We start from the raw sequence: 19,536 nt of genomic DNA on the forward strand, positions 1-19,536 counted from the left end.
TTATGGATTCATTCGAACTCTATTTCCGCATTGGAATTCAACATATACTCGATATTCAAGGGTATGATCATATCCTATTCGTATTGGCTCTATGCGCAGTGTATATTCCACGGGATTGGCGCAAGATCGTGATATTGGTTACAGCCTTTACTATTGGTCATTCACTAACTTTAGCCTTGGCGACATTCAAAATTGTGCAGGTAAGATCCGACGTGATCGAATTTCTGATACCGGTCACTATAGCGATTACTGCTTTTTTGACTATTCTGAAGCCAAGACCTTCTTCGGGTAAGAATATTCAGTTAAATTATCTATTCGCTTTGGTTTTTGGATTGATTCATGGTTTGGGTTTCTCCAATTATCTTCGAGAATTGCTTGGCAAGGAAGCGATGATTTGGAAGCCTCTTTTGGCGTTCAATGTGGGATTGGAAGTGGGTCAGTTGGTTATTGTGGGAATATTCTTGACAGTGACTGGAATTCTAGTAGGAATAGCTGGAGTCAATCGTAGAGATTGGACTTTGGTCATTGCTTCTTGTGTCTTTGGGATTGCCCTTTCATTAATGTTAGAAACGAAATTTTGGTAAAATATATAGTATCATGATTAGAAAATTAGGACTTGCATTAGCAGTTTTTGCGCTGGTATCGACCGAATCTTGGTCACAAGCGCGTCGATCTGAGCAAAATCATGCCGAGCGATTTGAGCAGCTTGGAACCATGCTTCGCTCACCCAATGTCTATCGTACGGCTTCTGGTGCTCCGGGTCATATGTATTGGCAGCAGCAGGCAAACTATGTGATCGATGTGGAGCTGAATGATGACAATCAATCCATCACTGGAAAGGAAACGGTCACCTATATCAACAATTCGCCTGATGTCTTGACTTATCTCTGGGTGCAGTTGGAGGAAAATCAGCGAGGTCCGGAATCGGATGCCCCTAAGGTGGCTGAGAGCTCTATCAATTCCCGCATGACCATGCGTACCCTAGAAGGGATTCTTTGGGAAAATGAAGAGTTTGGCTACAAGGTTTTGAATGTCAAAGACTCCGAGGGAAATGCCCTTCCTGTTGCTGTCAATAAAACCATGATGCGAATTGATCTCCCTGAGCCTTTGAAATCAGGAGAAAGCTTCAGCTTTTCCGTAGACTGGTCTTTCAATATCACCGACCGAATGTCCTACATTTCAGGTCGTCCAGGCTACGAGTTTTTCCCGGAGGATGGAAATTACCTCTACACCATGGCAGAATGGTTCCCTAGAATGGCCGTTTACTCCGACTTCGAAGGCTGGCAAAACAAGCAATTCTTCGGAAGAGGAGAATTTGCGCTAGTTTTTGGAGACTATGAAGTTCGAATCACCGTACCGGCAGACCACATGGTAGGTGCTACAGGAGTTCTTCAAAATCCAGAAGAAGTGCTTTCTGCTACCGAATTGGAGCGATGGAACAAGGCCAAGCAGACTTATGATAATCCAGTGATCATTCGTACGCAGGCAGAAGCAGAGAAACTGGAGAAAGGCAAATCGAGTGAAAAGAAAACATGGATTTTCAAAGCTGAAAATGTTCGAGATTTCGCCTGGACTTCTTCCAGAAAATTCATCTGGGATGCAATGGCTGTACAACAAGGCGGGAAAGATGTAATGGCCATGTCTTACTACGCCAAAGAAGGTAATCCGCTTTGGGAGCAATATTCTACGCGTGTGGTAGCTCACACTATCAAATCGTATTCAGCCAAGACTTTTGACTATCCTTACCCTACTGCGATCTCTGTGGAAGGTAGCAATGGAATGGAATATCCGATGATTTGCTTCAATTATGGTCGTCCTGATAAAGACGGAACTTACTCTGAAGCTGTCAAATACGGAATGATATCGGTAATTATTCACGAAGTGGGTCACAACTTCTTCCCGATGATCGTCAACTCGGATGAGCGTCAGTGGACCTGGATGGATGAAGGCTTGAATACCTTCATGCAGTTTATGGCTGAGCAGGAATGGGATAGAAATTATCCTTCCCGTCGTGGTCCGGCTCATAAGATTGTGCCTTACATGAGAAGCGAAAAGCAATACTTGGAGCCTATCATGACAAATTCTGAAAATATTATTCAATTCGGTCCGAATGCATACGCCAAGCCGGCAACTGCCTTGAATATCCTGCGAGAGACGGTGATGGGCAGAGAGTTGTTTGACTTTGCTTTTAAGGAGTATGCGAGAAGATGGATGTTTAAGCACCCAACTCCTGAGGATCTTTTCAGAACCTTAGAAGATGCTTCCGCGGTGGATTTGGATTGGTTTTGGAGAGGCTGGTTTTACGGGACTGAGCCGGTTGATATCGCTATTCAGGATGTGAAATGGTTTAAGCTAGACAACCGCACCCCTGCTGAGAAAAAGGCTGCTGAAAAGGCTGAATTCGAGCGGGAAGAAAGCTACATCACGAAGGAGTTTAATAAGGCTGACTTACCTCAGACGGTATTGGAAGCGGATCCGGCCACGCGTGATTTCTACAACAGCTACGATCGATTTGCCATTACTCCGGAAGATGAGGACGAGTACAAGCGATTTATGGCGAGCCTTTCACAAAAGGAGAAAGAATTGATAAACTCGAATCTAAATTTCTACGAACTCACTTTTGAAAATGTAGGTGGTTTAGTGATGCCTTTGATTATAGAGTTTCAGTATGCAGATGGCACTTCGGAAATCGAGCGGATTCCAGCTGAAATCTGGAAATTGAATGAAACTGAAGTGACCAAGGTATTTGCTAAGGAAAAAGAAGTGGTTCAGTTTGTACTCGATCCGATGCGCGAAACTGCCGATATCGATGAGTCGAGCAACTACTGGCCAAGACAGTATCAGCCTAGCCGCTTTGAGCTTTTCAAGGGTCGTGGAGGAGCAAGAGGTGCTTCTACCGGAGATAATCCCATGAAGCGGGCTCAGAAGAAAAAGTAATTTTTAAATAGACCTGTCAGGTCTACGAAAAATATCCGCCCTCCAAGTGTCTCGATATCTGTCGGTATTCTTGGAGGGTTTTTATTTTTTATTCACCATTTCCTTGCTATCTCGCTATCCTGCGTCTACAGACGCTGGACATTCTACTCGGTATTAATCTGACAAAGTGAAAAATGGATCGGAAAACCCTATGTGCACTATGTTTCTATGTGGTTTTAAAAATGGGGAACCACATAGCCACATAGCTTTCAGATGGCTAGTTGCAAAAGGATTTGAGAAACTGGATGGGTTGAGGGACTCGATTTGGAAGATTACAAATCTTTCGATCTTGCTTCGAGTTTACATCCGCGATACTTATCTGGACTCGAAGAGCAGAAAAACTATGTTTTCTATGTTTCTATGTGGTTTTAAAAAAGGGGTAACCACAAATCAGATGGAGCTAGAAAAAGCTTTGGCGGTCTCTTTGCAGCTATATGCTTAGCGAATCAAAATTTTCGAACTTAAAATCCCAAAAGAAAATGGACAAGCTTCAACTTAGATTTTTGTTTTTGATTTTATTTCTCACGCTTCCTCATCTGGTCAAATCCCAATTTCGCCTCAATTTGGAGTCTGGAGCGGCTTTTTCGCAGTATAATGACGTTCGGGTGCCAAATGCAGAAGCCAATGCGGGTACACTTTTTTCCCTTCATGATGACTTTAGCCCTCAACCGACTGCTTTCTTCAGAGTAGAAATGAGCTATCTGATCAAGGGTAGACATACAGTCGAATTGACTGCCGCTCCTTTACAGATTGTGTATCAGGATGCACAACTTGGGGAAATTGATTTCGCCGAAACCACATTTTCAGGAGAAGAGATCGACGGGACTTATCAATTCAATACGTATAGGGCAAGCTATCGCTATCGCGTGGTGGACAATGACAAATGGAAGATTGACTTGGGCGCGACGGTTTTGGCTCGGGATGCTCGAATTGCGCTGACGCAGGGTAATTTAGAGGCTGAGGATACCGATTTGGGCTTTGTGCCTTTGCTTAGCTTTAATCTGAACTACAGTCCGAAAGAAAAACTCTCATTGGTTTTGAAAGGTGACGCCTTGGTGGGTCCTGTGGGCAGAGCAGAAGATATTTTTGCAGGGATTTACTATCCTGTTTGGAAAGAAGGCTTGCAGTTGAAGGCAGGATATCGCCTGATCGAGGGAGGTGCAGACGTGGATCAGGTGTATAATTTTGCCTACATCCATTTCGCCAGCCTAGGTTTGGTTTACGACTTTCCTTCTGATTGATTCCTGATAATTCTATCAAATATCCCCACTCCCGTCTCCATCAATTCATCCGGGAAGTCATAAGTCGGTTCATGGAGTTGGGGAGAATTCTCTCCTGCCCCCAGTCCAAATAAATAAGCGGGACAGCTTTGGCTGAAAAGCCCAAAATCCTCTGACCAACGGAAGGGATCGGCTTTTTCTAAAACTTCCAAATCTAAGCTTTCAAAGGCTTGTTCAGCTAATTTTGCTGCTGCAGGATCATTCTTCGATACTGCAAAGCTTTCCTGGAATTGGATGTTAATGTCCAGGTTTTCAGCTTTTGCCAGCTGTTTTGCTTTTTTCTCTACCTCTTCGATGAGCTGTTCCAGGTTTTCTTGATCAAAAGCCCGAAGTGTTAAGCTTAGACTTCCGATACCTGCACTAGTGCCAAAGGCCAAGCTGCCGATCTGAACATGGATGACTGTAGCCAAACAATATCCCGGTATACTTTTCCGTATTTCAGGAAGTGCTAAGATCATTTGAGAGATTGCCGCAGCAGGATTCCGTCCGTCCTCCGGATGGGCTGCATGAGAGGTTTTTCCTATAAATTGGAGGGTCATCCCCGTACTTCCTGCTGCAAAGGTTCCTTTACGGGTAATGACCTGATGCATAGGAAAGCCTGGTAGATTATGCAGGGCAAAAGCAAAATCAGGTCGAATTTTATCAAATTTGGGATCTTCCAAAACGCGTTTTGCTCCCTGCCCGGTCTCTTCAGCAGGCTGAAATAACAGTACTACCTCACCTGAATCGGGCCGCTGCTGAGACAGTTTTTCACCCAATCCGCAAAGAATAGCCATATGCCCATCATGTCCACAGAGATGCGCCTTGCCGGAAATCGTACTTCGGTAGCTGGGATCACCTTTTTCCTCTATGGGTAGGGCGTCCAGTTCACTACGAAAGAGCAAACGCTTTCCAGGATTTTCCCCTTTGAAAATGAAAGCTAAGCCTGTTCCACCCAAGTTTTTTATCACCTCATCCGCTTGTAATGGCTTAAAGAATTCCAGAATCTGCTGCGCCGTCTCGGTTTCTTCTCCGGCAATTTCTGGATGTTGATGAAGGCTATGTCGAAGATGGATGAGTGGGTTCATGCTGTTAATGTGGGGTTTCCTGAATTACTTTGCAAATCATTTGATATAATAACTAGAGCTACCGAAGATTTGAAGAGATTGATCGCATTTTAGCCTTTAGTTTTTTCTTTTTTTCGCCAAATAGGGAAGGGGTTTATGAACACTTATTCCAAATTAGCCCACAGTGATTCATCACCGCTAATTTTCAGGATTTGTTGGCCACCATCAACCCATTCAAAATACTCTTTTCAGTCCCGTGGGGACATAGTATATTATTGCTTGTGGTTTTAATCTCTAGAATACTTTGCTTCTTCTAAACTTTGCGGGAGAGAAATTGCCAAGCCCCGCTTTCTTTTGAAAAACTTTGAGACTGCCGCGCTCCGTAAACTACGCTCGCAGTGATGCTTAGACTTTACCGCTTCTGAGCTTTGCGGGAGAAATAATCAAAGCATCAAATTTTTTCTGCCTGATTTTCAATTGGAATCATTTTTGCGCCAGCTTTTTTACTAGCAATTGGGAACTTACATTCCTTTCTTGTTATTTTCATCCAATCAATCAACCTTTAACCACAACTTTTATGAGCGAATTACAACTGAAAGAACTCGAAGCGCAGATTGCCGAATTGAAAGGCAAGCTTACCGGAGACATGTTTCAAGACATGGATGTACGTGATCAGATCCACAATCTCGAGATGAAACTCAAAGGCGTCAAGCCAATGGATTCCAGTATCGATTGTGTGGGTTGCGGAAGCTGATCAGTTTTGAATCGATACTTTATCATTTACAAGCCCTTTGGGGTTTTGAACCAATTTAGCGGAGAGGGGCAGACACTTGCCTCTCTTTTTCATTTCCCCAAAACAGTCTATCCAGTCGGTCGTCTCGATAAGGACAGCGAGGGTTTGCTCATCATCACGGATGATAAGCAGCTCAATCATCAATTGCTGAACCCCCGGTTTGCCCATCAGCGAACATACCTGGCGCAGGTGGAGGGGATTCCCGATCAAGAGGCCATGCGTCAGCTGGAAAAAGGCGTAACGATCAATGTGGACGGAAAGCAGTATGCAACCAAGCCTGCCATCGCTAAAATTCCCGAAGAAATCCCATCCCTACCAGATCGGAATCCTCCGATCCGCTATCGCAAAAACGTGCCCGATACTTGGATAGCCTTGACCTTGATCGAAGGAAAAAATCGGCAGGTGCGAAAGATGACAGCCGCAGTGGGTTTTCCTACCTTGAGACTAGTTCGCTGGTCCGTGGAGAAGTTGACGATTGAGGGTTTTCAGGTGGGTGAAGTCCGGGAAATGGGCAAAGAAGAAATTTACAAAGCCTTGGGATTGACTGGTTTTCGGAGGAAGTAAAGGTCTGAGTAAAGCTTGTTAGGACGCAGATGCGTTAGAGGTTTTTTTAGCTCAAAGCGGGGGGTTAGGGAGGAGTGATCCTTAATTCCTTTTTGTCCTGTTGTTCTGCTTCCGGAGAAGTAGAATAAAAAAAACACCCTGTATTCGGAAAAGCGGGGCAACCATCAAATAAAAATCCTTTGCGCCTTATCGAGATCTAATCCCTCTTAAAAATTCCTAAAAATCCCTTTGCTCCGCTGAGATTACCGCTTCAAAGAATTAAGATTGCGCTTGGGACAAATTATTCTATTTTTACACTTCTCACAGAAAAATTAAGCAGATGTATCAGGACAAAATCCAAGCTGTCACAGAGGAAGTTCGAAAGGTCGTCGTTGGTCAGGACAAAATGGTCAACCGATTGTTGATTGGGCTTTTTACCAATGGTCATATTTTGCTCGAAGGGGTGCCGGGATTGGCGAAAACTTTGACCGTCAACACCCTGGCCAAAGTACTTCATTTGGACTTCAATCGGATTCAGTTTACGCCTGACCTTTTGCCTGCCGACCTGATCGGTACCATGATTTATAATCAGCAGAATGGGGATTTTGAAGTGAAAAAAGGACCGATTTTCTCTAACCTGATCTTGGCCGATGAAGTCAACCGATCCCCGGCTAAGGTGCAGTCAGCTCTCTTGGAGGCTATGCAGGAAAAGCAGGTGACTATCGGAGAAACTACCTTTCAGCTAGATCGTCCTTTCTTGGTTTTGGCTACGCAAAACCCGGTGGACCAAGAGGGGACCTACCCCTTGCCTGAAGCGCAGGTCGATCGATTTATGATGAAAGTCCATATCGACTATCCTTCCAAGGCAGATGAGATGGAAGTCATGCGTCGCATGGCGAATATGTCCTTTAGCTCCGAAGTCAATGCGGTCCTTTCCAAAGAGGATATCTTCGGTATTCGGGATGAAATCAATGGAATCAAAATCGCGGAACCCCTTGAGCAATACATCATCGAATTGGTATTTGCAACCCGGTTCCCAGATCAGTACGGTCTGAAAAATGAAGCTAAGTACATTCAATTTGGTGTATCTCCACGTGCGAGTATCAATCTAAACCTGGCCTCCAAGGCTGTTGCCTACATGGATGGGCGGGATTATGTGCTTCCGGAGGACATCAAGGAAATCGCCGAGGATGTGCTGAATCACCGAATTATTCTCAATTATGAGGCAGAAGCGGATGGAATAGACACCCGTGACTTAGTGAAAATTCTACTAGAAAAGGTGCCGATTAATAAGTCGGTAACATTGAAATAACATGAAAACTTGATTTAAGTGGCTTTCTGAAAGGAAAGCCTTTTTTTATGCTAAATCTGTTAATCCAATATTAAATTCTGAATTCATTTTTAAAAAAAGCATAATTCAAATAATTCTATTGTGGTAGAAAATTGAATCAGTTTTGTACCGTCGAACAAACAAAAAATAAACGACGGTAACCATGAAAAAAACAACCTTGCTTGTAAATCTATTACTCGGGTCACTTTTAATTTTTTCTTCTTGTATCGAAGGGAATGAAAGGCCGACGATCGATCCAGGAAATCCTGGGTCTGATAATGTTTTGGTAGTTGAGTCCAACATTACGACAAATACTACATGGGAGACAGGAAAAACTTATGTGCTTTCCGGTAGAATATCTGTTACTGTTGGTAACACATTGACTATTCAGGAAGGTGTAATAGTAAAAGGTGAAGTAGGAACAGGACCAAACGCCTCAGCCTTAATCGTCGCTAGAGGAGCAACGATTAATGCAGTTGGCACAGCAACTAATCCAATCATCTTCACCACGATTGCAGATGAAATTGCGCCCGGTCAAATAGCTTCGCCAAATTTGGATCCAGATCTAACAGGTTTGTGGGGAGGGCTTCTTATTCTTGGTAACGCAAGAGGATCATTTGCTGGAGATATTACCGAGGTTCAGATTGAAGGAATTCCACCATCAGATACCAATGGATTGTATGGGGGAAATGATGATACCGATAATTCAGGAGTTTTAAAATATGTCTCTATCCGTCACGGAGGTGCAAATATTGGTGAAGGTAACGAAATCAACGGCCTCACACTTGGTGGAGTTGGTTCTGAAACCGTCATCGAGAATGTGGAAGTTATCGGAAACCAAGATGATGGCATTGAGTGGTTTGGAGGAACAGTTTCAGTCAAAAATGCAATTGTTTGGAATGCTGGAGACGATGCCTTAGACACCGACCAAGCTTGGGCAGGTACCTTAGATAATTTTGTAGTAATTACCGGTGGAGAAACAGATCATGCATTAGAAATAGATGGCCCAGAGGGTTCTTACAATGCAGGACATACTTTTATTAATGGAACTGTCAAAGGAAATGACGTAGCCGAATTTGGTGACTTCCGGGATGGTGCAAGAGGTACATTCGAAAACATTTATTTCTATAATTTCTCAAATCCTGAGGATACTAACGGTAGAGGCGACTTGTCTTTATCAGGAGATAAAACCATTGCAAATTTTTCTGAAGGTCAATTAACCTTTTCAAATCTACAGGCTACGCTAGTTGAAGGAGTCACTTTAAGCCAAGTATTCAAAGGAGGAACTGATGCCTTTGCGACTGAGGTGGAACTAGGAGCTAATACGGTAGGTGCAGACCTTAGTGTGTTTAGCAATTGGTCTTGGGCAAATGAGGCAGGAGTTTTAACCATTCAATAAGATTAAAAAAAGCGTGGCAGGGCTTGCAAGGTCTCTGCCGCGCTTCTCTATAATAATTGCTGTATGAAAAAGAAAAATTTCAAATTGCTTGCTAAAAGCATCATTACACTAATCATCATTATCCTTACTCAGTTCTTAGTAGGGTATGTTTTTGCTCAATCAGGTACCATCCGCGGTACTATCTATGAAGAGTCTACAGGAGAACCGCTATTTGGGGTTTCAGTTTTAGTTAAAGAAACATCAACCGGAGCCGTTACGGATTTTGATGGAAAATTCGAAATTCAAGTTGCTCCCGGTACTTACAATCTTCAGATCTCATACATTTCTTATTCCACCATAGAATTGACTACTGTGGAAGTCAAGGCAGGTGAGGTTACGGTTTTAGACGATATCTTGATGGCAGAAGAAGCCTCTGAATTGGAGACTGTGACCATCGCAGCTTCTGCGATTCGTACGACAGAATCAGCCTTGATGTCTGTAAAGAGAAATGCTGCCAATCTGATGGATGGGATTTCCGCCAGTTCATTCCGTAAAATTGGAGATGGAGATGCAGCTTCCGCAGTGAAGCGGGTTACAGGTGTATCAATCGAAGGCGGAAAATATGTTTACGTCCGTGGATTGGGTGACCGATATACAAAAACCGTTTTGAATGGCGTAGATGTACCAGGTCTGGATCCAGATCGAAATACCATTCAGATGGATATTTTCCCAACCAATGTGATTGACAATATCATTGTTTCCAAGTCTTTCACAGCTGACCTTCCAGCTGATTTTACTGGTGGAGTGGTAGATATCGAAACCAAAGACTTTCCTGAAGAAAAGGTTGCTAGAATCGGAATTTCTGGAGGCTACAATCCTTCCATGCATTTCAATAGTAACTATCTCAAGTATGAAGGTGGTAAAAGAGATTGGTTGGGATTCGATGACGGAACCCGTGCCATCCCTACAGGAGGTCGTACTGACATTCCTCAATATGGAGATGTGGTAGGTAATCCTAATTCCCCATTGGGTCAGGAGTATCAAAGCATTCTTGGAAACTTCAATAGTACCTTAGGCAGTTTCCGAACCAACAGTATGATGGACTTTGGTTTAAGCTTTTCTTTAGGGAATCAATTGGTCCGTCCTAGGGTAACATGGGGCTATAACTTGGCCTTGACTTACAAAAATGACACGGAGTTTTACCAAGATGCAGAGTTTAACTTATATGGCAAACCTCGTGATTCTTCTGAGCTGGAATTAGAAGCACTCGAAAAACAGCGTGGGGATTATGGTGTCAATAACGTACTAGTTGGTGGTTTGGCTGGAATTGCCTTGAAGACTGAAAAGTCGAAGTACAAATTGAACTTTATGCATCTTCAGAATGGTGAGTCCAAAGCGGGAGAGTTTGATTTCTTGAATACCAACTTGGGAGCCAATTTTGAAGCAAAACAGTACAATTTGGAGTACTCTGAAAGAAGTATGACAAGTGTCCTGCTGAATGGTTCACATTACCTAAATGGAAGAGAATGGGAGGTTAATTGGAAAATAGCACCTACTGTGTCTACGATTGAAGATCCAGATATTCGCTTTACTAGATTCAGATTGCCAAATAATACGGTATCTACAGAGGTAGGCCTTCCTACCCGAATTTGGAGATCACTAGAAGAGTACAATCTTAATGGTAAATTAGATTTAACTCGTCAATTGAATCTCTTCCAGCGTGATTCTAAATTGAAGTTTGGAGGAAACTATGTAATCAAATACAGAGATTTCAACATCCAAAGTTTCCAGTTTGCTACAGGGAATACCATATTCACAGGAGATCCTAATGAAATTCTTAATACTGAAAACCTATTTTCAGCTTCCAATAGAAATGGAGTTAGATACAATGCCGACTTTATCCCAATCAATCCAAACGAGTATCAATCAATCTTAACTAATATCGGAGGATATGCATCCTTGGAGGCTAGCCCAACTGAAAGATTGAAGGCAATCGCGGGACTTCGTGTTGAGAAATACAATCAATACTACACAGGTACAAACCAAACCGGAACAATTGTTTTTGACTTGGTTGAAATGCTTGATGACTTCGATTTCTTCCCTACGGTGAATTTGATCTATAACCTGAAGGATAATCAAAATTTAAGATTTTCAGCATCTCGTACCATTGCTCGTCCTTCATTTAAAGAGTTGTCTTATGCAGAAATCTTGGATCCGATTACAGGTAGAACCTTTGTTGGAGGATTGTATCCAGAGACTACCAATGGTGGTGCCGATATCTTATGGGATGGAAATCTTACCCCAACCAGAATCAACAACTTTGACCTTCGATGGGAAGCATTCCAGGAAAGAGGTCAAATGCTATCGGTAAGTGCATTCTATAAGAGTTTTGACAAACCGATCGAGATGGTTCAGTTCCTTTCTGATCCCGGAGCTTTCCAGCCTCGAAATGTAGGAAGAGGAACTGTGGCAGGTTTGGAACTAGAGTTTAGAAAAGAGCTTGGGTTTTTGGCTCCTGCATTTGAAAAATTCAGCTGGAATACCAATGTGACAATCACAGAATCTCAAATCAGGATGTCTGAATCTGAGTTCCTTTCCAGATCCTTGACTGCCCGTGAAGGAGAAGAGGTGAAAGATACTCGTGATATGGCAGGTCAAGCTCCTTACATTATCAATACAGGAATCAGCTACCAGGATTATAATTCTGGTTGGGAAGCAGGGATCTTCTACAACGTACAAGGCCCGACCTTGAACTTGGTAGGTTTTGGAAACCGTACAGATACCTATACTGTGCCATTCCATGCTTTGAATTTGAACGTGAATAAGTCTTTTGGTGCTGATGAGCGTATCCAGACTAGCTTTGGAGTATCCAATATTTTGAATGACAAGAGACAACTCGTCTTCCGTTCTTTCCAAGCTCAGGATCAGTTCTTCACAAACTTGGCACCTGGTACGGAGATTAGCTTTAGCTTCTCCTACTCATTCTAAGATATATTTTGAATTTTGGGAGCCGGTTTGCATTTAGCAGACCGGCTTTTTTATTGCCTTTCCAAAAATGAAATAAGCAATGGGGAGTTTCTCTCAATTGCTTAACTTCGGATCAAAGCGCTAGTTATTTATGTCTCACCACCACCATCATCATTCGGCATCCAAGAATCTGGGATTGGCATTTTTTCTCAATTTGGCATTTACCATTCTTGAGTTGGTCGGAGGTTATTGGGTCAATAGTGTGGCTATTATTTCAGATGCCATTCATGATTTGGGAGATAGTATTTCCTTAGGGTTTTCGTGGTTGATGGAGCGAAAAGCTAAGTCTGCTCCGAGCAAGCGCTTCTCTTTTGGTTACCGTCGTTTTTCTCTTTTGGGAGCTTTGATCAACAGTATCATTTTGATTCTGGGGTCTGTTTTTGTAATCAGTGAGGCCATAGATCGATTGATCTCACCCGAAATGCCTGATGCTAAAGGAATGCTAATATTTGCTGTATTTGGAGTAGCCGTCAATGGCTATGCAGCTTGGAAGCTCAGTGGAGGCAAGACGCTAAATGAAAAAGTTATTACCTGGCATTTGCTGGAAGATGTCCTTGGCTGGGTGGCAGTTTTGATTGCCTCTATTGCTATCTATTTTTGGGAAATTCCTCTTTTGGACCCCATTTTATCTTTGGCCATCACAGCCTTTATCCTATGGAATGTCATCAAGCGATTAAAGGAGACAATCCTTATTTTTCTACAAAGCCAACCTGCTGAAATTGATCGTAAAGAAGTTGAGAAGGAGCTATTGGAAATAGTGGGAATCTGCTCCGTGCATCATACACATATTTGGTCTTTGGATGGAGAGCGACACGTGTTCAGTACCCATTTGAAATTAAAAAAGGAAACAGTACTCGAAGAGATCGCCACTATTAAACAGGAGGTAAAAAAGCGGCTTGAGAAGTTTCACTTTGAGCACATTACCCTAGAGACAGAATTAGAGGGAGATCCCTGTGAATTTGAATGAATCAAAATGGAAAATGACCGACTAATTGAACTTTGGAAGGAAGGGCGAACGCGATTCACCAAGCTCTTGGATAAGGCTTCAGAAGCAGATTTAACCAAAAAACTTGGTGATAGCCCTAATTCAGCTGGTTTTTTGATCCGGCATATCGCAGAGGTTGAACTGCTTTTTGCAAAAAATGTATTTGGGAAGAAAGATGTAAAAATCACCGCCAAAACGCTGATTGCGGGAAAAGATACGGGCGAGTGGACCAATTTGACTGAATTAAAGGACTTTGCTATTTATGCAGGCGAGCATTTAGAGGCCGCAATTCGAGAGCAAAAAGATTGGTCCGAAACGATTGAGACCAAGGAGTTTGGTAAAAAGATCAAATCAGAAGCTTTAGGAAGGATTCTTACGCATACAGCCTATCATGCTGGACAGTTGGCTTTGGTCCTGAAGTACGGGAATTGATATCAAGTCAATTTCCTGATGATTTCTTCCGCATCGGGATATTGATTTAGCAAGAATTCTATATCCATCAACTCAAAATCTTGAAAATCAAAACCAGGTGCCACTACACAGGAAACTAAAGCGTAGCTGTCAGGGTGGTCCACTGTACTTCCAAAAATCGCATTTGCAGGCACTAGTTGCTGTGGTGAGCAGCCAGATTCTCCCACTGGTCCAAGGGATAAAATTTGATGGCCCTTTTCTCCTAAAATATGAACCGATAAGGGGCTCCCTTCATGCCAAAACCAATGCTCATCACTTTTGATCCTGTGGAAGTTGGAGTGATTTTCGGAGGTAAGAAGAAAGTAGATGACAGTAGCCAAGTTTCGCTTTCCGGACTCTGTTTCTAGTATCTCCATACTTCGGTAGGTTTCTGCAAAAAAACCTCCTTCGGGATGAGGCTGAAGTTTGAGCTCCTCGACTAGTTGGGCGATGCGTTTCTGGCTATCCATTAGGAGTAGTGCTGGACTAAGATATCAACGATTCGCTCAGCAGTTTTTCCATCCCACTTAGGGATGCCTTGGTATTGCTTCCATTCCCCTGCCATGACCTTTTCCAGATAGGGCTTTAGCTTCGCTGGGTCTGTTCCCACCAGCTCATTTGTTCCTAAGTGGATGGTTTCGGCTCTTTCGGTATTGTCACGGAGCGTAATGCAAGGGACATTCATGACGGAAGCTTCTTCGGTGATGCCACCTGAGTCAGTGATTACCCCTTTGGCATTTTTGACGAGGTAATTGAACTGCAAATAGCCAAGCGGTTCGCAGAGGTGGAGATTAGGTGAGGATATTCCCAAAGCTTGGAGGTTTTTGGCTGTACGGGGATGCACCGGGAAGATAATCGGCAGACCCTGCGTTCCTTCCAAAATAGCGTCGATCATGGCTTTAAGCTTTTGTTCCTGATCCACATTGGCAGGTCTGTGCATGGTCATGACAAAGTACTCCTTCGGCTCCAGTTGCTCGAAAAGTTCTCCTTCAGGTTTCTCAAATCGAGGCATTTGAGCCATGAGTGTATCGATCATGGTATTGCCTACGTAGTGGATTTTTTCTTCGGAAAAACCGCTTTTTCGCAAGTTTTCATTGGCGATTTCGGAGGTAGTGAAAAAGTGATCCGTGATGGAATCGGTGACCATTCGATTGATCTCCTCCGGCATGGTTAAGTCACCGGAGCGAATTCCTCCTTCCACGTGGGCTACATCGATGCAGAGTTTTTTGGCAGCAATGGAGCAGGCAAGGGTACTGGTGACATCACCCACTACAAGTACCAGATCGGTAGGGTTTTCCAACAACTCCTTTTCAAATGCTACCATGATAGCGGCAGTTTGCTCGGCTTGGGTACCGCCTCCTCCACCCAGATTGGCATCAGGCTCGGGAATATTGAGTTGCTCAAAAAAGTCTCCCGACATCTTTTTATCATAGTGCTGACCTGTGTGAATCAGACGGAATTTGATTGCTGGGTTTTTAGCTTTTTGCTTTTGTAATTGGTGGATGATGGGGGCGATTTTCATGAAGTTGGGTCTCGCTCCCGCCACGATCGTAAAAGTGGGCATGAGAATTTTTTAAAATTTTATCCAAAAGTAAAAAATTAGGAGCAAGCGACCTGATAATTTGCGAGGATTATCTGCTTCAATTCTGGCTCCTTTTTTGTTTCTTTGTCAATCAAAGATTTTAGGTAATATTCATGAATTCAGCTTTTTGGAGAAGAGTAGTAGGGGCGTTTACAATCTTGATTCTTGCTTTCTTGAGTTCATGCACAGATACTTTGGAGCGTTCTGAGGTGGTGTATGACAATGATTTTTCAAATCTTGATTTAGCAGGCTTTGAAAATGGAAAGCTTTTTATATTTCAGAATGACACGATTGCCGGCTTTTATCACAATGAGGAGGTTTCTGTGCAACTGGAAAATTTGCCCTCTCATAATATGCTGAAGGTCACTACCGAAATCCTCATTCATGATAGCTGGGACGGGAATCCTGAAGACGGAGTTTCCGGTCCGGATTATTGGTTTTTTGGTTTAGATAATACTGAGATCTTCCGAACTACCTTTTCTAATTCACCATGTGAGTCGACTTTTTGCCTTTATCAATCTTACCCCAATAGTTATTTCCGACAAAATCGACCCAAAGATGGAGCGATTCAAACCAATCTGCCTGGACTTTGTCTGTTTGGGGCTTTTAGTAATTATACCACACGCTATCGAATCGAAGAGATTATTCCTCATTCCAATAATTCTGTGAAGATTTTCTGGAATAGCGAATTGCGACAAGAAGAAAACCCTAACCCTGCTTGCGATGAGTCTTGGTCTTTGGCTAGAGTGACTGTGGAGGCATTTGTAGTAAATTGAGATGATGGGCAAAAAAGGACATATCGTATTGATTTTTTGGATTTTCCTGATCGGAAATGTTTCTGCTCAGACCATTCCTTTGGGCATGCCGGTGTTGGATGATTACCTCCGGAGAGCCCAATTATTGGGTCGGGTAGATTCTGCTTCCAGCTGGATGATTAGACCTCTCTATCCTACGGAAGCCTTTGGCGTCAAGGATGGCTTTGATCTCGACAGCTCTGTAGTGGACTTTGATCAAAGTAGATTTCATCGGTTCGTGGATGTGGATTCCGCCCGACAGTTGAAGTTATTGATGCTGCCGGCCAGTTACCGCCTGCAGTACAATTCGACTTATGCTTTTGGAGTCAATGATGGGGCCATGATTCCCAACAGGGGATTTCAGCAGGTTTTATCCTTTGGAGCCTATGCTGAGTTTGGCAAGTGGTCATTACAGTTTCAGCCGGAGATCTTGATGGCTCAAAACAGAGACTACATCGGATTCCCCATTGAGCATCAGGCTACGGTACTGTTTTATTATGAGTACATGAATCGGATAGACATGCCGGAGCGCTTTGGCAATAAGAGTTTTAATCGCTTCTATCTGGGGCAGTCTAGCTTACGATATAATGTCAAGGAGTTTTCGATCGGAATGTCCACTGAGAATCTTTGGTGGGGACCGGGAAGGAGAAACTCACTTCTTTTAGGTAATAATGCGCCGGGTTTCTTTCATTTCACAGTGAATACCCGGAAACCTGTCTCTAGCCCAGTGGGATCATTTGAGGGGCAGTTGATCAGTGGCTTTTTGAATTCCACAGATTTTCTTCCGCCACATCCGGGCTATTCCATTCAGCAAAATCCAGTTTACATTCCCAAACGGGAAAATGGCAACCGCTACCTTTCTGGAATCGTCCTGACCTATCAGCCCAAGTGGGTTCCAGGTTTATTCCTCGGCTATGGTGCCACGAATCATCTCTATCGGGATGAGGTGCAGGTGATGGGAGACATTCTACCCATTTTCAACGGTCGCAAAGGGCCGGAAAATGTCTATGACCCGGTTCGAGATAGAAGACAACAGTTTTCTTCAGGCTTTTTCCGTTGGTTGAGTCCTGAAGGACATTTCGAATTTTATGGTGAGTACGGGACCCGAGGGAATAGTCGTAGGGTAAGCGATTTTATGATTACTCCTGAAAAGGGGAGAGCATTTACTTTTGGGTTTTCGCACTTGATGGCATTGGGTAAACCGGGCAGCTACTTTCAAATCAGCTCAGAAATGACCCAAACAGGTCAGACTATTCGTGAGGAGATCAGACAGCTAAGGACTTGGTACATTCACGATCATGTTCGCCATGGCTACACCCATCAAGGTCAGGTGCTTGGAGTAGGAAATGGTCCGGCAAGCAATCAGATTTTTGTAGAGTTTGCTTGGGTAAAGGATATGAATCGTCTGGGTTTTCAGATGGAGCGAATTGTTTACAACAATGATTTCTACTATTACCGCTATGAGGCTTCGAAGGATTTCCGAAATAAGTATGTGGACTTAGTGCCTTCCTTAGTGGCAGATTGGCGGTTTGGAAATGTACTTGTTAGCGGAAGATTCCAGTATGTGAATACTTTGAACTATAAGTGGTTTCTAGAAAATCAACCCGATCAGTATTTTGTACCGGGCTATGACCGAAAGAATTTCGTAGCCAATTTGGGCGTAGCTTATTTATTTAGATAAGATGATTGCAGAAAAAAATAAAGTCATTACCATCTCCTATCGCTTGCTTGCGGATGATGGAGATTCCGGAATGGAATTTTACGAGGAAGTTACTTCCGAACAGCCTTTCGCCTTTCTTTTTGGCCAACAGTACATCCTTCCCAAACTAGAAGAGGCTATTGCAGGCAAAGAGGCAGGTGAGACTTTCTCGGTTTTTATTGATTTTGAAAATGGATACGGTGATTATCTCGAAGAGCGGAAGGTAATTATTCCTAAAGCCAACTTCAAAGAAGAAGGGAAAAAGAATAAGGATGTCCTCCGTGTGGGGAATGTCATCCCCATGAAAGATGATCAGGGAAACCAAATGCGTGGAGAAATCATCAAAGTGGATTACATGGGGGTTCATATGGATTTCAATCCTCCGCTGGCTGGCTATGATTTGCAGTTTGATGGAAAGATTGAATCAATCCGGGAAGCTACTCCTGAAGAGATTGAGCACGGACATGCGCACGGTCCGGGTGGTCATCAGCACTAGTTTATAGGGCATTTGACTTATTGATTGGAGAGCCTAGAATTGATTCTTTTGTGCATAAGTCATTGATTCATGCAAAAAGTATTAACCATCATCAGATTATTAGCTCTGATTGTATTTATTCTGATTTTTCTACTGTAGAGAAATAATGGAGTCGCGAAATTTCGGGTGAAATTATTTTTTCCCTAAGTCGGTTCCTGAGCTCTTGTAAGCCTGATCAATTGTCAACTCATAGAGTCCTTCAATTCGCTCAGAGGGATAGAGCTCCAAGGCTTTCTTAAGCTGAACCTCCGAGATTCGGTATGCCTGTTGGTTGAAGTGAAAAATTGCATCGTTGTAATACTGCAATCCGGCTAATTCGCGAAGATTGATCGATCGAAAAATGGTCTTATCACTGTAGTCTATTTCGGGGGAACCAATTCGCTGATTTAGCGAAAGGTAATAGGAGTCCTCTTCCGGCTTGTAGGCATCAATATACTTTTTGACTTCCGATGATCTCGTGATCATTCCGCCGATTTTCAATGTGCTTTCCAAAACAATCGGTAGCTCATCAATCGATAGCATTGTGAAGACATGGTAATCGGTTTCGATGATTTCGAAATCAAATCCGTATCTGTCAAGAATCATTCCTAGTACAGCCGTTCCACTGACACAGTCAAACTTTCCAGACTCCATCATTTCATTGAAAGTGGCGTGCTGCTGGTATTTTTTAAAAAGCTCTTTATGGGATAATTGAAAGGCATATCGAATGAAACCCATCGATTCTCCTTTCTTTTGGAATTTGTGGTCTAGTTTGGCTAAAAAGCTTTTCCATTTCTGCTCGGGAAAATCTGAAATGGGATGAACTGCACGAAATAATGCTAGCTCTTGATCTGAAGATAGGCCTTCCTGCCAAAGTTCTTTTTCTACAGTCGAATCAAAAAGTGTTTCTGGGCTTTGGGCAAAGGTCAGCTGAGCTGCTGATTTTATAATCAACAGACAGGTAAGTCCGATGATAAGCCCAAGATTCTTCATTTCTCTGTAATCCCAATGTTAACTTATTTTCTTAAAGTTAACAATTTGGTAACATTAGAAACAAGAGAATGAGATAAAAGTTTTAAAAAAGGCTGTTTTGGACCTCTAGGAATAGTATTGACCTAGCTTGGTATTCGGGGAGTAGG

General features: G+C 43.0%; 17 protein-coding genes. 13 read left to right on the forward strand and 4 right to left on the reverse strand.

The features are described from left to right. The first annotated feature begins 2 nt into the window (after nucleotides 1-2). The 3 genes from CDH51_RS12755 to CDH51_RS12770 all read left to right on the forward strand — a co-directional run bounded on the left by CDH51_RS12755 (nucleotide 3) and on the right by CDH51_RS12770 (nucleotide 4,217). A complete protein-coding gene (locus CDH51_RS12755) occupies nucleotides 3-584 on the forward strand; it encodes a HupE/UreJ family protein (protein WP_100628912.1) in 582 nt (193 codons plus the stop codon). A gap of 13 nt (nucleotides 585-597) precedes the next feature. Further along, complete coding sequence (locus CDH51_RS12760; RefSeq protein WP_100628913.1) at nucleotides 598-2,937, forward strand: M1 family metallopeptidase; 2,340 nt, start codon at nucleotides 598-600, stop codon at nucleotides 2,935-2,937. A gap of 518 nt (nucleotides 2,938-3,455) precedes the next feature. Then, nucleotides 3,456-4,217, forward strand: coding sequence for a hypothetical protein (locus CDH51_RS12770; RefSeq protein WP_157807112.1), 762 nt, complete (start codon nucleotides 3,456-3,458; stop codon nucleotides 4,215-4,217). Here CDH51_RS12770 and CDH51_RS12775 read toward each other — a convergent pair. Continuing rightward, the gene (locus CDH51_RS12775) at nucleotides 4,196-5,323 is read right to left on the reverse strand and encodes an amidohydrolase (protein ID WP_100628916.1); all 1,128 of its coding nucleotides are present in this window, start codon (nucleotides 5,321-5,323) and stop codon (nucleotides 4,196-4,198) included. The genes CDH51_RS12770 and CDH51_RS12775 overlap by 22 nt on opposite strands. Nucleotides 5,324-5,879: 556 nt before the next feature. Between CDH51_RS12775 and CDH51_RS20205 the strand changes: the two genes are divergently transcribed. The 7 genes from CDH51_RS20205 (at nucleotide 5,880) to CDH51_RS12805 (ending at nucleotide 13,790) form a co-directional block, all read left to right on the forward strand. Continuing rightward, complete coding sequence (locus CDH51_RS20205) at nucleotides 5,880-6,056, forward strand: hypothetical protein (RefSeq protein ID WP_165967573.1); 177 nt, start codon at nucleotides 5,880-5,882, stop codon at nucleotides 6,054-6,056. A gap of 6 nt (nucleotides 6,057-6,062) precedes the next feature. Then, a complete protein-coding gene (locus CDH51_RS12780) occupies nucleotides 6,063-6,659 on the forward strand; it encodes a pseudouridine synthase (protein ID WP_100628917.1) in 597 nt (198 codons plus the stop codon). A gap of 319 nt (nucleotides 6,660-6,978) precedes the next feature. Beyond that, entirely contained in the window at nucleotides 6,979-7,950 is a 972-nt protein-coding gene (locus tag CDH51_RS12785; protein WP_100628918.1) for an AAA family ATPase, read from the forward strand. 181 nt (nucleotides 7,951-8,131) lie between these two features. Beyond that, complete coding sequence (locus CDH51_RS12790; RefSeq protein ID WP_100628919.1) at nucleotides 8,132-9,367, forward strand: hypothetical protein; 1,236 nt, start codon at nucleotides 8,132-8,134, stop codon at nucleotides 9,365-9,367. Between the two features lie 63 nt (nucleotides 9,368-9,430). Further along, entirely contained in the window at nucleotides 9,431-12,334 is a 2,904-nt protein-coding gene (locus tag CDH51_RS12795) for a TonB-dependent receptor (protein ID WP_100628920.1), read from the forward strand. A gap of 130 nt (nucleotides 12,335-12,464) precedes the next feature. Next, complete coding sequence (locus tag CDH51_RS12800; RefSeq protein WP_100628921.1) at nucleotides 12,465-13,340, forward strand: cation diffusion facilitator family transporter; 876 nt, start codon at nucleotides 12,465-12,467, stop codon at nucleotides 13,338-13,340. A 6-nt stretch (nucleotides 13,341-13,346) separates the two neighbouring features. Then, the gene (locus CDH51_RS12805) at nucleotides 13,347-13,790 is read left to right on the forward strand and encodes a DinB family protein (protein ID WP_100628922.1); all 444 of its coding nucleotides are present in this window, start codon (nucleotides 13,347-13,349) and stop codon (nucleotides 13,788-13,790) included. Nucleotides 13,791-13,792: 2 nt separating this feature from the next. Here CDH51_RS12805 and CDH51_RS12810 read toward each other — a convergent pair whose 3' ends face one another. Together CDH51_RS12810 and wecB are read right to left on the reverse strand one after the other, a co-directional pair. After that, nucleotides 13,793-14,278 carry a cupin domain-containing protein gene (locus CDH51_RS12810; protein WP_100628923.1) on the reverse strand — a complete coding sequence of 162 codons (486 nt, stop codon included), beginning with the start codon at nucleotides 14,276-14,278 and terminating at the stop codon, nucleotides 13,793-13,795. Next, a complete protein-coding gene (gene wecB, locus CDH51_RS12815) occupies nucleotides 14,278-15,372 on the reverse strand; it encodes a non-hydrolyzing UDP-N-acetylglucosamine 2-epimerase (protein ID WP_100628924.1) in 1,095 nt (364 codons plus the stop codon). Before wecB ends, CDH51_RS12810 begins: the two co-directional genes overlap by 1 nt. Nucleotides 15,373-15,503: 131 nt before the next feature. Between wecB and CDH51_RS12820 the strand changes: the two genes are divergently transcribed. Genes CDH51_RS12820 through CDH51_RS12830 form a run of 3 tightly spaced genes read left to right on the forward strand, consistent with a single transcriptional unit; the run spans nucleotide 15,504 to nucleotide 18,379 of the window. After that, entirely contained in the window at nucleotides 15,504-16,166 is a 663-nt protein-coding gene (locus CDH51_RS12820; RefSeq protein WP_100628925.1) for a hypothetical protein, read from the forward strand. 1 nt (nucleotide 16,167) lies between these two features. Further along, complete coding sequence (locus tag CDH51_RS12825; RefSeq protein ID WP_100628926.1) at nucleotides 16,168-17,865, forward strand: capsule assembly Wzi family protein; 1,698 nt, start codon at nucleotides 16,168-16,170, stop codon at nucleotides 17,863-17,865. A gap of 1 nt (nucleotide 17,866) precedes the next feature. Beyond that, nucleotides 17,867-18,379, forward strand: a complete 513-nt coding sequence (locus CDH51_RS12830) for an FKBP-type peptidyl-prolyl cis-trans isomerase (RefSeq protein WP_100628927.1) — start codon at nucleotides 17,867-17,869, stop codon at nucleotides 18,377-18,379. Between the two features lie 171 nt (nucleotides 18,380-18,550). On the opposite strand, the gene CDH51_RS12835 is transcribed toward CDH51_RS12830, so the two are convergent. Further along, nucleotides 18,551-19,390 (reverse strand): hypothetical protein, encoded by an 840-nt coding sequence (locus CDH51_RS12835; RefSeq protein ID WP_100628928.1) that lies wholly within the window; start codon nucleotides 19,388-19,390, stop codon nucleotides 18,551-18,553. Nucleotides 19,391-19,536: the final 146 nt, after the last annotated feature.

Origin of the sequence: Algoriphagus formosus, from assembly GCF_002807035.1 — a bacterium.
Lineage (GTDB): Bacteria > Bacteroidota > Bacteroidia > Cytophagales > Cyclobacteriaceae > Algoriphagus > Algoriphagus formosus.